General features: G+C 65.6%; 13 protein-coding genes. 9 read left to right on the plus strand and 4 right to left on the minus strand.

Annotated elements, in window-relative coordinates:
* Positions 1-55 precede the first annotated feature (55 nt).
* Positions 56-961 (plus strand): LysR family transcriptional regulator, encoded by a 906-nt coding sequence (locus tag ABIC76_RS10270; protein ID WP_354533881.1) that lies wholly within the window; start codon positions 56-58, stop codon positions 959-961.
* 49 nt (positions 962-1010) lie between these two features.
* On the opposite strand, the gene ABIC76_RS10275 is transcribed toward ABIC76_RS10270, so the two are convergent.
* The gene (locus ABIC76_RS10275) at positions 1011-2159 is read right to left on the minus strand and encodes an HPP family protein (RefSeq protein ID WP_354533882.1); all 1149 of its coding nucleotides are present in this window, start codon (positions 2157-2159) and stop codon (positions 1011-1013) included.
* A gap of 232 nt (positions 2160-2391) precedes the next feature.
* Here ABIC76_RS10275 and ABIC76_RS10280 point away from each other — a divergent pair, with 232 nt between their 5' ends.
* The gene (locus ABIC76_RS10280) at positions 2392-4380 is read left to right on the plus strand and encodes an acid phosphatase (RefSeq protein WP_354533883.1); all 1989 of its coding nucleotides are present in this window, start codon (positions 2392-2394) and stop codon (positions 4378-4380) included.
* A gap of 12 nt (positions 4381-4392) precedes the next feature.
* Here ABIC76_RS10280 and ABIC76_RS10285 read toward each other — a convergent pair whose 3' ends face one another.
* A complete protein-coding gene (locus tag ABIC76_RS10285) occupies positions 4393-5274 on the minus strand; it encodes an AraC family transcriptional regulator (protein ID WP_354533884.1) in 882 nt (293 codons plus the stop codon).
* Positions 5275-5514: 240 nt separating this feature from the next.
* Here ABIC76_RS10285 and ABIC76_RS10290 point away from each other — a divergent pair, with 240 nt between their 5' ends.
* The 3 genes from ABIC76_RS10290 (at position 5515) to ABIC76_RS10300 (ending at position 7497) form a co-directional block, all read left to right on the plus strand.
* Entirely contained in the window at positions 5515-6027 is a 513-nt protein-coding gene (locus ABIC76_RS10290; protein WP_027678590.1) for a hypothetical protein, read from the plus strand.
* 254 nt (positions 6028-6281) lie between these two features.
* Positions 6282-6911 (plus strand): hypothetical protein, encoded by a 630-nt coding sequence (locus tag ABIC76_RS10295; RefSeq protein ID WP_354533885.1) that lies wholly within the window; start codon positions 6282-6284, stop codon positions 6909-6911.
* A gap of 7 nt (positions 6912-6918) precedes the next feature.
* Complete coding sequence (locus ABIC76_RS10300; RefSeq protein WP_354533886.1) at positions 6919-7497, plus strand: hypothetical protein; 579 nt, start codon at positions 6919-6921, stop codon at positions 7495-7497.
* A gap of 116 nt (positions 7498-7613) precedes the next feature.
* On the opposite strand, the gene metK is transcribed toward ABIC76_RS10300, so the two are convergent.
* Positions 7614-8804 (minus strand): methionine adenosyltransferase, encoded by a 1191-nt coding sequence (gene metK / locus ABIC76_RS10305; RefSeq protein WP_354533887.1) that lies wholly within the window; start codon positions 8802-8804, stop codon positions 7614-7616.
* 239 nt (positions 8805-9043) lie between these two features.
* Between metK and ABIC76_RS10310 the strand changes: the two genes are divergently transcribed.
* The 4 genes from ABIC76_RS10310 (at position 9044) to ABIC76_RS10325 (ending at position 12644) form a co-directional block, all read left to right on the plus strand.
* On the plus strand, positions 9044-9892 hold the full coding sequence (locus ABIC76_RS10310) for a lysophospholipid acyltransferase family protein (protein ID WP_316888876.1): 849 nt from the start codon (positions 9044-9046) through the stop codon (positions 9890-9892).
* A 13-nt stretch (positions 9893-9905) separates the two neighbouring features.
* Positions 9906-10799 (plus strand): lipid A biosynthesis lauroyl acyltransferase, encoded by an 894-nt coding sequence (locus ABIC76_RS10315; RefSeq protein WP_316883425.1) that lies wholly within the window; start codon positions 9906-9908, stop codon positions 10797-10799.
* Positions 10800-10888: 89 nt separating this feature from the next.
* The gene (dapF, locus tag ABIC76_RS10320; protein ID WP_354533888.1) at positions 10889-11770 is read left to right on the plus strand and encodes a diaminopimelate epimerase; all 882 of its coding nucleotides are present in this window, start codon (positions 10889-10891) and stop codon (positions 11768-11770) included.
* A 46-nt stretch (positions 11771-11816) separates the two neighbouring features.
* Entirely contained in the window at positions 11817-12644 is an 828-nt protein-coding gene (locus ABIC76_RS10325; RefSeq protein ID WP_316883427.1) for a polyphosphate kinase 2 family protein, read from the plus strand.
* A 600-nt stretch (positions 12645-13244) separates the two neighbouring features.
* Here ABIC76_RS10325 and pyrE read toward each other — a convergent pair.
* Positions 13245-13922 carry an orotate phosphoribosyltransferase gene (gene pyrE / locus ABIC76_RS10330; protein WP_027678582.1) on the minus strand — a complete coding sequence of 226 codons (678 nt, stop codon included), beginning with the start codon at positions 13920-13922 and terminating at the stop codon, positions 13245-13247.
* Positions 13923-13935 lie beyond the last annotated feature (13 nt).

Consider the following 13935-nt stretch of genomic DNA (forward strand, 5'->3'; position numbering starts at 1 on the left):
CTGAAATACCGCTGCCAATAGGAAACATCCTTTCCGAAACGCGAAGAATTGCCCCATGCTCGACAACCTGCCCGCGCTCATTTCGTTTGCCCGTATCGTTTCCGCCGGCAGCCTGTCGGGCGCGGCGCGCGAGATGGATTTGCCGCTGTCCGTCGTGAGCAAGCGCCTGGCGCAGCTCGAAGCCGCCTTGGGCGTACGCCTGATCCAGCGCACCACGCGCCGTCAGACGCTGACCGAAGAGGGCGTGCTATTCCACAGCCGCGTGGTGCGCATCCTCGATGAAATCGAACAGGCCGAGTCGCTACTGATGCAGCGTCGCCAGGCCGTGAGTGGCCTGCTGCGCGTGACGGCGCCGGGGCAGCTCGGGCGACGGCGCATTGCGCCCATCGTGGCGGCGTTTCAGCGCGAGCATCCGCAACTGAGCGTGCAGCTGGAGCTGACCGACGCCGTGGTCGACCTGATCGACAGTGGTTACGACATGGCCATCCGCTTCGGCGCGCTGACTGATTCGACGCTGATCGCGCGGCCGCTGGCGCCGAACTTCCGGGTGCTATGTGCCTCGCCGGCATACGTGGCCGAGCACGGCGCGCCGGCGCATCCGGCAGACCTCGTGCGCCATCGGTGCATCGTCATCGGAGACCAGCGCCGCGCGGACTGGCGCTTCAGCGGCGGCGGCGAAGAGCACACCGTGCGCGTGACGGCCTCCATCGTCACCAACGACGGCGAAGCCGCGCATGCGCTGGCCGCCGAGGGCGCGGGCATTGCCGTCAAATCCATCTGGGACGTGGGGGACGATCTGCTGGCTGGGCGCCTGGTGCGCGTGCTGCCGGGGCATTCGGTGTCGGCGGCACCGCTGCACGCGATCTATCCGCACAGCCAGCACCTTGCGCCGCGCGTACGCGTGTTTGTCGACTACGTTCGGGACCGGCTCCAGCAGGACTGGCGTTGGGATGCGCTGTGACGGCAGGGCAGGCGCAGTCGGGCACTCGGGCGCCTGATGTGCTGACGCGTCAGGCCGCCTGCGGCGCGATGTTCGCCTGACGGTACAGCCCGCCCACCAAGTCGGATTCGGTAACGATGCCGGCCAGCCGGCCGTCGGCATCCAGCACCGGAATGTGGTGGTGGCCGGCGCTGGCAAACATCGGCACCAGATCCGACATGGGCGCGTCTGCCGCGATGGTCTGCACGCGCGTCTTCATGTGGTCGGCCACGCGCGGCGGCGTGAGCGCGCCGATGCTGAACCAGCGGCGCAGCGTCTGGCGCATGTCTGCGGGCGCCAGGCCGAGCAGGTCGACACGCGTGACGATGCCCACCACGCGCCTGCCTTCGTCCACGACCGGCAACGCCTTGAAGCCATGCTGACGCAGCAGTTGCAGCGCGCGCGGGATCGATGTGCCGGCCGACACCGTGACGACCGGCGTGGTCATGATGTCGGCGCAGGTCAGCGCCTGGAACGTGCGCGTGTAGGCTTGCAGCTGCATCTCGCGCAGCACGGCTTCAATGTCTTCGGGGTCGATGTCCAGCAGTTCGCTCTGGCGGCGCAGCGCGGCGACGATGTCGGCGCGGGTGAAGCCGGCCGCGGTGGGCGGGCGCTCGGCAGCGGGCAGGCGCTGCGCGTGCGGATACCGGTGGCCGGTGGCGGCGTGGTACACCAGCGCGCCCACCAGCAGCAGCGCAGACTGGATCAGGATCGGCTCGAGCACGAAGCGATAGCCCAGCGCATGCACGGCCGGCCCGCCGATCACGGCGGTGAGCGCCACCGCGCCCGAAGGTGGGTGCACGCAGCGCAGCGCAAACATGCCGGCAATGGCCGCCGAGATGGCCAGCGCCGACGCAATCACCGGATCATCGACGAGCAGCGCGAATGTCACGCCCACCGTGGCCGCCACCAGGTTGCCGCCGATGATCGACCACGGCTGCGCGAGCGGACTGGCCGGCACCGCAAACAGCAGCACGGCGGAGGCGCCCATCGGCGCGACGAGCAGCGGAATCAGCGTGGAAGCGCCTGGCACCATTTTCATCATCGTGCCGGTAAAGAGGATGCCGACGAGGGCGCCGACGGCGGAGCGGACGCGTTCGCTCCAGCGCACGGTTACGGGTGCGGGAATGAAGCTGTGGAGCCAGCGGCGCAGGGCGGGATGCAGCGGTGAAGCGGACATGGTCGACGGACGGCGATTGCCCGGACCAGGCTTCACCAAAGTCAAAAAACGGAGCCGGCGATTCTATCACGCTGTGACATAACGCGCCGTCAGCGCTGCCGTGACGTGGCGTGCCCCAATGTAGGGCGACGATCACGCAGATTTGTCAAGGAAACGTCACGGTGGTTTCACAGCGCGTGCCGAGACTGCGAGGTTTTCCAGCGCTCTCTTCGGGCTCCGCGCCCGCCGCACCATGTCCTTCACTGCCCGCCCCGTGTTTTTCCGTCCGCGTCTTTGCTCCAGCCTCGTTGCGCTGTTCGGCGCCCTCGCGCTCACCGCGTGCGGCGGCGGCGATGACAACACCAGCAGCACGCCCGTCGCTACCACGCAGGCCATTCCGGCGCCGCCGGCAGACCCCGGCTTTGTCGACACGGCTGCCGTGGCCACCGGCGTGCCCGCCTTCGTCGACAACATCGCCACCAACCAGCGCGGCGATGCGCGCTACGCCACGCTGGGCACCAACGCCGGTGTGCGCCTGTTCACGCGCTTTCTCGACCTCTGGCAGCCGCTGACGGAGATCGTCGATGCGGGCGTGAACGCGCCGGCCAACGGGTCGTTCCCGGCGGTGGTTGCCTCCACGTGGACGGGCCTGCCCAATGACGGCACGGCCGGCGGCACGCAGCTCAATCTGCCCGTCTTAAACGCAAACGTTCAATACGTGGTGAACGCCACCACCAACCGCACGCAGGCCCAGGCCGATGCGGCGTACTTTGACGACCGCCGCGGCAAGGGCTACAGCGTGACCGACGGCATGGGGCCGCTGACCACCGCGTGGCGCACGCTCGCGCAGCAGACGACGTCGATTACCACCGTGCCGGCCGATGCCACCACGGTGCTCTACAACGACAGCGGCAACAACACGGGCGTGGGCACCTCGGGCGGCAACACCGCCTTCGGCAAGGTGGTCGACCTGATCAACACGGTCGGCAACAACGCTTCTACCGAGCCGGCCAAGCGCTTCTACAAATACGCGCGACCGTACCGCTGGAGCAGCAGCGTGGTGGTCGTGCCGACGCTGGTGCCGGCCGAAAGCCCGACCCCCGCCACCGACGGCGGCTTCATCAGCGGCCACTCGGCCGAGGCGACGCGCGATGCCGTGGCCATGGCATACCTGGTGCCCGAGCGCTTCCAGCAGATGCTGTCGCGTGGTCTGGAGCTGGGCGAGAACCGCATCCTGGCCGGCATGCATTCGCCGCTGGACGTGATGTCGGGCCGCATGATCGGCATTGCCGCCGCCGCAGCCAACCTCGTCGACCCGTCCAATGCCGCGCTCAAGACGGCCGCCTTCACGCAGGCGCACACCGCGCTGATGGCGCAGACCGGCACGGACGCCACGACCTTCCCGGCGCTGGCCCAGTCCGGCACGCCGGCCACCGACCGCTTTGCCGACTACGCCACCAACCAGGCCAACTTCACGCGCCGCATGACGTTTGGCTTCACGCAGATCGGCGCGACGACGCTGGCGCCGGTGGTGCCCAAGGGCGCCGAGGTGCTGCTGGAAACGCGCTTCCCGTACCTGAGCGCCGATCAACGCCGCGTGGTGCTGAAGACGACGGAGCTGGCGTCCGGCTACCCCGTGCTCGACGACGCCGAAGGCTGGGGCCGCCTCAACCTGTTCGCGGCGGCCGACGGCTACGGCGCGTTCAACGGCAACGTGATCGTGTCGATGGATGCAACGCAGGGCGGCTTCAACGCGGCCGATACGTGGCGCAATGCCATCTCGGGCGCGGGCAAGCTCACGCTGCAGGGCACTGGCCGGCTGCGTCTGGCAGGTGCCAACACGTACACCGGCGGCACGCAGGTTGCAGGCGGCGTGCTGGAAGCCGATTCGGCCAACGCATTCGGCACGGGCGACGTGTATGTCGGCGCCGGCACGCTGGCGGTCAACGCGCCGGCGGCGGTGGCCATTGCGGGCAAGTTCACGCAACTGCAGGGCACGACGCTCGACCTCGCCATCGGCCCGAACGGTCAGGGCAAGCTGAGCGTGGCCGGCCTCACCACGATTGCCGGCGGCACGCTGCACGTGAAGTTCGTGAACGGCTACGCGCCCAAGGTGGGCGACACCATCGCCGTGGTGGATGGCGCGGGCAGCAACCGCCAGTTCGCGTCGGTGGTGGTGGACGGCTTCAAGGCCACGGCCATCTACACGGCCACCGGCATCCAGATCCACCTGGACGCCTGAGCGTCTGACCGGTCATCTGAGCGGCAGGAGTACGTCCGTCACAGCCTCGTGCTCGGGCACGTCGGGGTAGAAGCGCACGCGCTGGAACAGCAACGGCGCGTCGCGCAGCTCCTCGCCGCTGGCGGGAAGCCAATCGGCATACAGGTACGCCACACTCTGGGCGAGCGTGTCGTCGGAGCCCGTGTGGCGCAGCACGGCGTAGCGCCCGCCTGCCAGCGTCTTGCCGGTGATGCCCGCCGCATTGGGGGCGACCGGTGCCTGCGTCGCCGCGCAGATGTCCATGCGGAACGCTTCGGGCGGCACGTCGTCGGGGTTGTCGTAGATGACGTTGTACGTGGCCGAAACGCTGGGGTGCAGGCGATGCTCGCGGCGCCAGGCGATGAACGTGCGAAGGGTCTCGCCCAGGCGTGCTGGGTCGCCGCGGTGCTCGATGGCGGCGACGGCGACGGCCTCGCGCTCGACGATCTCAACGGATTCGGTGTGCGGTTGTGCGGGCATGTGTTGGCTCCTGAGGGCGCGCAGCGCCTGTAGATCGGTCGCCCAGGACGCCCACTGCGGCGCGGCCCGGAAGGCTGACGGCGATTGGCCCGCCTGCCTGCGGAACGCCCGCGCAAATGCCTCCGGCCCTTCGTACCCGCATGCCAGCGCGATGTCGGTGATGCGCACGTCGTCACGATAGGCGAGTTGATGGGCGGCACGCTTCAGCCGCAGCAACTGCACATAGCGCCCGACGTTCATGCCGAACAGCAACGAGAACTGACGGTGGAAGTGGTAGCTGGAAAACGCCGCCACGTCGGCCAGCCCGTCCACGTCGAGCGTGTCTTCCAAATGCGCGTCGATGTGGGCCAGCACGGCGCGGAAGCGGGCGAGGTAGCGGTCAGTGGCGGTGGTCAATGCGGTGGCTCCTGGGTGGCGATACGGTATCGCCGGCGGGTTTGACGCGCCTGATCGAAATTGCGCAATCGCCTGCCGTGATCTTTGGCCCGTGCCGCTTGCCATGGGGCGAGGTTGGGCACATGCGGCGCATATCGGCGCTGCCCTGGCGTCCCTAGAGTGGGTCTTGCCGTGAGGGCGGTTCCTTGCGGTGCGCCGGCACACAGCCGGTGGCTCACGCTTGGATGACGAGGCCACATCATGGCAGAACAGACGCTTTACACATCGCACAACAACTATTCGAGCCTGCAGACGCAGGGCGGCGGCACCGACACCGAACGCCGCCTCGGCTGGTGCGCCGCCGCCAGCGCGCTCTGGTGCAAGAACACGCTGGACGCGTCGATCGCGCCCAAGGATTCCGACCCGAGCAAGCTGCGCGCCGGCATCTTGCAGGTTAAGTTCCGCTGGGATCCGAATGGCAATGGACAGGATGTGCTGACCTTGCTGAGCAACGTGGACCTGCATGGCGTGCAAGTTGCCAACGCGGTGAACTTCGATGCGCTGCTCGATATCGTGACGGGTACGCCGGGCGTGTACTGGCTGTCCAATTACGGCCACGCGACAGCCGTGGACACGCGCCCCGGTCGCGAACTCTTCTACGACATCGAGAACGGCCTGTTCCAGTACGGCAACTCCGCTGAACTGCGCCAGGGCATTCGTGCTCGCTACGGCAACTCGCCGCGCTGGCGGGCTTTTCGCGTGACGGCGGCTTGATTGCTGCTGCGAAGGTCCAAGAAAAAACCGCCCCGAAGGGCGGTTTTCATTTTGCCGATGCGCCGGGTTCGGAGCCCGACTGAAGCGGCCCCACCAGCCGCCGCGATACCCCTCTTCGAAAGGGCGTGATCTTCACTTCGCCTCTGATAGCATCCCCCAGCCCCTCCGGGGCGCCGTCTGCGGGGGCGCGCCAGTACGCTGACCGCCTGCGTCGACGTATCCGAAGTCGACCTCACACAAAGAAGAATCAGGGTATGCAAAACAACAACAGCAAGTTTGGGGGCGGGCGCTTCATCCGCCGTATGGTGATGGCCGCTGCTTTGACCGGCGCGGCCATGTTGACAGGTTGCGCGAGCTTCTATGTCGATACCGCGACCAAAGCGGTGCCGGCGTCCGAAATGAAGAAGGTTGCGGATCCGAAGCCGGTGCAACTGGTGTTCGAATTTCAAACCAAAGGCGCGCCCAACCCGCGCGTGACGACGCTTCTGAAAGACACGGCCGCCAAGGAAGTCATCGAAACCGGCCTCTTCTCGAAGGTATCGACAGAGCCGACGCCGAACGTGGGCATGCTCAACGTCACGCTGAACAACGTGCCGATCACGGACGATGCCGCGTCCAAGGGTTTCGTGACGGGTCTGACCTTTGGTCTGGCCGGCAGCGCTGTCACCGATGGCTACATCTGCACGGTGAGCTACCTGCCGCCGGGGCAGGCGACCCCCATCGTGAAGACTGCGCGTCATGCGATCCACACCACCCTGGGTAACGCCAATCCGCCCGCCGGCGCCAAGAAGTCTGCGACAGCGCTGGACGCAGTCCAGCAGGTGACGCGCGAGGTGTTGAGCAACGCGCTGAAGGATCTGTCCTATGACGCCGCGTTCAACTGATTCCGGAATGGTGCGTGCACTGTGGGCGGCGTTGCTCGCGGCCGCCTCGCTGCTGGCGGGTTGCGCCGAAATGCCGATGACGCCGCCCAAGCCGACCATCGAGAACGCCGCGAAACTGCGCGCCGGTAGCCCTGCCATCGGCCCGGTCGAGGTGGGCAAATTCACGCTGGATGCTGCGCAATCGGCGAGTGTGGATAAGGGCGTCAGCATTCGCAGCAACACAGTGCGTTCGCCGGTGGAAGGCTCCTTTGCCCAATACCTGCGGGAAACCTTGCGCGTCGAGTTGCAGTCGGCAGGCCTGTTGGATGCACGTTCGGATGCGGTGATCACCGGCACGCTGCTCGACAGCTCCGTTGAAGCTCCCGTCGGGACCGGCAAAGCAGCGCTGGCAGCACGGTTTGTGGTGACGCGGTCTGGCACCGTGCGCTACGACCGCGCATTGCGCACCGAGGCTTCGTGGGATTCTCCGTTCATGGGGGTGTCGGCGATTCCACAGGCGGCGGGGCAATATGAAGCGCTCTACCGCAAGCTGGTTGGCGTGTTGCTCGACGATGCCGCGTTCCGTGCAGCCGTTGCCAGGCAGTAGCGCGCACCGCATGTGTAAGTTAGAAAAAGCAGTCGCCCTTCGGGGCGGCTTTTTTCTTGGCAAGCAGACAAAAAAACCGCCCCGAAGGGCGGTTTCTCTTTGGCGCCAGTGCTGGCTCAGGCAAACGCCTTGGCCGGCTCGCCCGCCAGGCCGGCTGCTTCGCGCAGCAGCAGGGCCTTGTCGGTGGCTTCCCAGCTGAACTCCGGCTCTTCGCGGCCGAAGTGGCCGTACGCGGCGGTCTTTTCGTAGACCGGGCGCAGCAGGTCCAGCATCTGCACGATGCCCTTCGGGCGCAGGTCGAAGTGCTCCTGCACGAGCTTGGCGATCTGCTCGTCCGGGATCACGCCCGTGCCTTCCGTGTACACCGTGATGTTGATCGGGCGTGCCACGCCGATCGCGTAGCTGACCTGCACTTGGCATTGGCGCGCCAGACCGGCGGCCACCACGTTCTTGGCCACGTAGCGCGCGGCATACGCCGCCGAGCGGTCGACCTTCGACGGGTCCTTGCCCGAGAACGCGCCGCCGCCATGCGGGGCTGCGCCGCCGTACGTGTCGACGATGATCTTGCGGCCGGTCAGGCCGCAGTCGCCCTGCGGGCCGCCGATGACGAAGCGGCCGGTCGGGTTCACCAGGTACTTGGTGTCGGCCAGCATGTGCGACGGCAGCACCGGCTTGATGATCTCTTCGATCACGGCTTCGCGGATGGCCTCTTGCGACATTTCCGGCGCGTGCTGGGTGGACAGCACCACGGTATCCACGCTGTGCGGCTTGCCATCCACATAACGCACCGTCACCTGCGACTTGGCGTCCGGGCGCAGCCAAGGCAGGCGGCCGTCGCGGCGCAGTTGCGACTGGCGCTCGACCAGGCGGTGTGCGTAGTAGATCGGGAAGGGCATCAGCTCGGGCGTTTCATCGCACGCGTAGCCGAACATCAGGCCCTGGTCGCCGGCGCCCTGGTTCAGGTAGTCGTCCGATGCGCGGTCGACGCCCTGCGCGATGTCCGGCGATTGCTTGTCGTAAGCGACGAGAACGGCACAGCCCTTGTAGTCGATGCCGTATTCGGTGTTGTCGTAGCCGATGCGCTTGATGGTCTCGCGCGCGACCTGGATGTAATCGACGTTGGCCGACGTGGTGATTTCACCCGCCAGCACCACCAGCCCGGTGTTGCACAGCGTTTCTGCTGCGACGCGCGCATATTTGTCCTGGGCGAGGATGGCGTCCAGGATGGCGTCGGAAATCTGGTCGGCGACCTTGTCGGGATGGCCCTCGGAGACCGACTCCGAGGTGAAGAGGAAGTCGTTTGACACGGCTGTTAGCTCCAGATTGGCTATCACGTTGCCAATCCGTTAAGCCACGGCCGGCGACGCTTTAGCGGTATTTAGCAACCTTGCCGAGGTTTGTGGCCAAGCAAGGATTCGCCCCGCAAGTTGTCAGTTAACTCGGCGAATCGCGCTATTATACGCGGCACTTTTCGGGGCCGCAGCACGGCCTGCCAAGACCCTGCTCTCCTGTCGACTGCGACCAACACATTGCAGCGTACGCACGCATGACCTTCCTCTACTGGCTGTTTTCACGCCTGCCCCTGTCAGTGCTGCAGGCGCTGGGCGGCTGGCTGGGAGCGTTGGCCGCCCAGGTGCCCGGCCGCTATCACGACCGGCTCATCGCCAACTTCCGCCACGCCTATCCCGACGTCACGCCCGCCATGCTCAAAGAGGCTGGGCGCTCCGCCGGCCGCATGGTGTTCGAGATGCCGTACTTCTGGGTGCGCAAGAACGGGGCGCAGGTTGCGCCGCACCTGTTCGATGTCTGCCGAGCCACCATCGAGCGTGCGCTGGCAGACGGGCGCGGCCTGATCTTCCTCACGCCGCATCTGGGCTGCTTCGAGGTCCTGCCGCAGGCCTACGCGAGCGAGCATCCCGTCACATCGCTGTTCAAGCCGCCGCGCAAGGAAAGCCTGCGCGCCTGGATCGAACACATGCGCACGGGGCCGAACATGCACATGGCTCCCGCAGACCCGCGGGGCGTGCGCATGCTGGTGCGCGCACTCAAGCGCGGCGAGGCCATTGGCATCCTGCCCGACCAGACGCCCACCGGCGGTGAAGGCGTATGGGCGCCGTTCTTCGGCAAGCCGGCCTATACGATGACGCTGGTGCACCGTCTGCATCGGCTCACAGGTGCGCCCGTCGTGGCATTGTTTGCCGAGCGGCTGCCGCGCGGTACGGGCTACCGGCTGCACGTGGAGGAGATCGGTGATCTGCCCGAAGACGCCACGCAGGCCGCCACCCGCATCAACGCCGCCATTGAGCGGTTGATTGCCGTGGCGCCGACGCAATATCTCTGGGGCTATAACCGCTACAAGCATCCCAAGGGCGCGGAAGCTCCACCCGCTGCCTGACACTGCTGCCTTTATGGAACGTTTCTCTGCCAAACTCGGACTCGGCTTCTTGTGGCTGCTGTCCTTCCTGCCGTACGGTTTTGTCGCGCGTTTTGGCGAAGGCCTTGGCGGACTGCTTTACCGAATCCCCAATGGCCGCCGCCGCGTGGTCTTGGCCAATTTGCGCGCGTGCTTTCCCGAGAAATCGGAAGCCGAGCGCGAAGCCATGGCGCACGACGTTTTCCGCAAGGTCTTCCGCAGCTTTGCCGAGCGCTCGTTTGCGTGGTTCGCATCGGAAAAGCGCCTGATGCGCGTGGTGAAGATCGACGATCAGGCCAACCTGCCGGCGCTGCACGGCCAGCCGCACATTCTCGTCACGCTGCATCTGTCGGGCGTGGAGATCGGCGCGCTGGCGCTGACGGACTATCTGCGCAAGCACGTCGGCAACGCGGGCTGTTCGCTGTACACGCGTATGGCGAACCCGGTGCTCGATGACGCCATCAAGGCACTGCGCAGCCGCTTTGGCGCGACCATGGTGTCGCGCAACGAAAACATCCGCCAGATCATGCGCACCATCAAGCGCGGCGAGGCGCTGCAGCTCATCTCGGACATGGATTTCGGCGAGCGCGACTCCGAGTTCGTGCCGTTCTTCGGCGTGCCGGCGCTCACGCTCAACGCCATCCCGCGCATGGCGTCGATGACCGGCGCCAAGGTCGTGCCGATGTACACCGAGATCCTGCCCAACTACGAGGGCTATGCGTTGCGCATCCTGCCCGCGTGGGAGAACTACCCCACCGGCGACCTGACCGCCGACACGCGCCGCATGAACGCCTTCTTTGAAGACGCGATCCGCCCGCGCATCACGGAGTATTACTGGGTGCACAAGCGCTTCAAGCACCGCCCCGAGGGCATGCCGGGCATTTATTGATGCCCGCAGCCGCCCCGGGGCAACCGAGGCCGGCTCGCTTTAGAATGGGCGTTTTCCGAACGCTCATTGCCGCCTCCGTGCGGCCCGCCATGAAACTGCACTTCACCAAGATGCACGGCGCGGGCAACGACTTTGTCGTGCTCGACGGCCTCCAGACCCCGATCGACTTCACGCCCGAGCAATGGGCTGCCATTGCCGACCGCCACTTCGGCGTGGGGGCGGACCAGCTCCTGCTGGTCGAGCGTTCAACGCGGCCCGACGTCGATTTCCGCTACCGCATCTTCAACCACGACGGCGGCGAGGTGGAGCACTGCGGCAACGGCGCACGCTGCTTCGTCAAGTTCGTCACCGACCGCGGTCTGACCGACAAGCGCACCGTGCGCGTGGAAGTCATGAACGGCATCGCCACGTTGACGATGCAGGACGACGGCCAGGTCACGGTCGACATGGGTGCTCCGGTGTTCGAGGCAGCGCGCCTGCCGTTCCTGCCGGAGGGCCTGCCCACTCGCGTCGAGGGCGACGACACGCAGCACGCGCTGCAGATCAACGGCCGCACTGCATGGCTGTCGACGGTGTCGATGGGCAATCCGCACGCCGTGCAGATCGTCGACGATACGGAAGCCTTTCCCGTGCTCGAAGACGGTCCGTTGATCGAATCGCATGCCGTGTTTCCGCGTCGCGTGAATGCGGGCTTCATGCAGATCGTCGATCGCCATTCCGTACGCCTGCGCGTGTACGAGCGCGGCGCGGGCGAGACACTTGCCTGCGGCACCGGCGCCTGCGCAGCGGTGGTGGCCGGCATCCGCCGCGGCCTGCTCGATTCGCCCGTCAAGGTGGCCACGCATGGCGGCGACCTGACCATCGCCTGGGCCGGTGTCGGCCAGCCGGTCATGATGACGGGCCCCGCCACCACCGTTTTTGAAGGCACGCTGGACCTGGATGCGCTCAAGTTGACTGCCGCAGCGCATTGACACCGCGCGGCCGCCTGCCGCAACGTCAGAACAACAAGGAGATACCGTGGGCACGAACGGCAAGAACCTGATTGACGACTACCGTTTCGACGGCAGCAACAAGTTCAAGATCGCGAAGGTAGATGCCTCCAGCAAGCCGTTCTCCACCGGCAACAAGGCGGACGACAACGCGCGCCTGGCCGAAGTCTCGGCCAAGCTCGACGCGCTGCAGGATGTGCTCTACGCCGAGCACCGGCGCAAGGTCCTGGTAATCCTGCAGGGCATGGATACCTCGGGCAAGGACGGCACCGTGCGCGGCGTCTTCCGCGCGATGGACCCGCTCGGGCTGCGCGTGGTCGGCTTCAAGGCGCCGACGCCGCAGGAACTCGCACACGACTACCTCTGGCGCGTGCACGCCCAGACGCCCGCGCGCGGCGAGATCGTCATCTTCAACCGCAGCCACTACGAAGACGTGCTGATCACGCGCGTGCACGGCGACATCGACGCGGCCGAATGCAAACGCCGTTATGGGCACATCAACGCGTTCGAGCAGATGCTGAGCGACACCGGCACGACCATCGTCAAATGCTTCCTGCATATCTCGAAAGACGAGCAGCGCCAGCGCCTGCAGGAGCGTGTCGACGATCCGCACAAACACTGGAAATTCGACCCAGCCGATATTGCCGAGCGGGAGTTCTGGGAGGGCTATATGGAAGCCTACGAGGCCGCCATCAACGCCACCGCGACGCCCGACGCCCCTTGGTATGTCGTGCCCGCGGATTCGAAGACGCACCGGAATGTGATGGTGGCGGAGATTTTGTTGCGGGTGCTGGAAGGGATGAAGCCGCAGTATCCGGAGGGGAATCCGGCGTTTGAGGCGTTGAGGATTGAGTGACTGGGTTGGCGTTGTCGGATTTTGGCGCTGGTGGTCCACTTCCCTTTCGTTCCCTGCCGGGACCGACTTACTTTTCTTTGTCTTGCCAAAGAAAAGTAAGCAAAAGAAAGGCGCGCCCGAGATGGCGAAGGACTCCTTGAATTTGCGTAACCGGGCGGAGGTGGGGAAAACTCGCTGCGCTCAGACAGTTCCCCACCTTTTTTCCGCCCGCTTACGAAAATTCAAGGCGCCATCAAGGGCTCAACGTCAAAAGAGAAAGGCCAACCCATCGTGTGGTTGGCCTTGTCGTTTGCGCTTGTGCCCAGTTGGTGTGGCTTTTGTCTTTTGACTTTCCCTGCCCTAGATGGCGCCTTGAATTTCTGTTGCAGGGAGGAAAAAGAGGGGAGGCCTGTCTGAGCGCAGCGAGTTTGCCTCCCCTCCCTCCCTGCGACAGAAATTCAAGGAGGGGGTCGCCATCTCGGGCGCGCCTTTCTTTGCTTACTTTCTTTGGCAAGACAAAGAAAGTGAGTCAGCCCCGGCAGGGGATGAAACAAACGCCAAACCAAAAAACAAAAACCCCGGCGAACCAAATCCACCGGGGTTTTCCACAACATCAAAAACTCAAATCGCACTAACGCCGTACTTATCCCGATACGCCGCAGCCTTTTCACGATACCCAGCCAGCGCCGGGTCACCAGCGTTATCCAGATACCCCAGCAAATCATCCAGATTAGCAATCGACACCACCGGCATCCCGTACTGAGCCTGCACATCCTGCACCGCAGAGCGCTCGCCGATATCCACCGCATTGCCGCTGCGCTCCATCCGATCCATCAGAATCAGCACGGCAGCCGGCGTTGCGCCAGCAGCGCGAATCATCTCCACCGACTCGCGCACCGAAGTGCCGGCAGAGATCACGTCATCGACGATCACCACGCGGCCCTGGAGCTTCGCGCCGACCAGGCTGCCGCCTTCGCCGTGGTCCTTGGCTTCCTTGCGGTTGTACGCAAAGCCGACATTGCGGCCCAGGCCCGCCAGCGCCACGGCGGTGGCCGATGCCAGGGTGATGCCCTTGTAGGCCGGCCCGAACAGCATGTCGAACTCGACACCGGAGTCCAGCAGGGTTTTCGCATAGAATTGCGCGACTTGGCCCAGCAGTGCGCCGTCAGCAAATTTGCCGGCGTTGAAGAAATAGGGCGACGTCCGCCCCGCCTTGGTCACGAATTCCCCGAACGACAGCACGCCGGCTTCCACCGCAAAGCGGATGAAGGATTGGCGCAACTCGCTGTTTTGGCTCATCTTTTTTCTCTGG

The sequence above is a fragment of the Ralstonia sp. 1138 genome, from assembly GCF_040544795.1.
Lineage (GTDB): Bacteria > Pseudomonadota > Gammaproteobacteria > Burkholderiales > Burkholderiaceae > Ralstonia > Ralstonia flatus.

Bases quoted from the DNA above. Each gene is read 5' to 3' on its own strand.
- ABIC76_RS10270 (WP_354533881.1), top strand. From the start codon at position 56: ATGCTCGACAACCTGCCCGCGCTCATTTCGTTTGCCCGTATCGTTTCC.
- ABIC76_RS10275 (WP_354533882.1), bottom strand. From the start codon at position 2,159: ATGTCCGCTTCACCGCTGCATCCCGCCCTGCGCCGCTGGCTCCACAGC.
- ABIC76_RS10280 (WP_354533883.1), top strand. From the start codon at position 2,392: ATGTCCTTCACTGCCCGCCCCGTGTTTTTCCGTCCGCGTCTTTGCTCC.
- ABIC76_RS10290 (WP_027678590.1), top strand. From the start codon at position 5,515: ATGGCAGAACAGACGCTTTACACATCGCACAACAACTATTCGAGCCTG.
- ABIC76_RS10295 (WP_354533885.1), top strand. From the start codon at position 6,282: ATGCAAAACAACAACAGCAAGTTTGGGGGCGGGCGCTTCATCCGCCGT.
- ABIC76_RS10300 (WP_354533886.1), top strand. From the start codon at position 6,919: ATGGTGCGTGCACTGTGGGCGGCGTTGCTCGCGGCCGCCTCGCTGCTG.
- ABIC76_RS10310 (WP_316888876.1), top strand. From the start codon at position 9,044: ATGACCTTCCTCTACTGGCTGTTTTCACGCCTGCCCCTGTCAGTGCTG.
- ABIC76_RS10315 (WP_316883425.1), top strand. From the start codon at position 9,906: ATGGAACGTTTCTCTGCCAAACTCGGACTCGGCTTCTTGTGGCTGCTG.
- dapF (WP_354533888.1), top strand. From the start codon at position 10,889: ATGAAACTGCACTTCACCAAGATGCACGGCGCGGGCAACGACTTTGTC.
- pyrE (WP_027678582.1), bottom strand. From the start codon at position 13,922: ATGAGCCAAAACAGCGAGTTGCGCCAATCCTTCATCCGCTTTGCGGTG.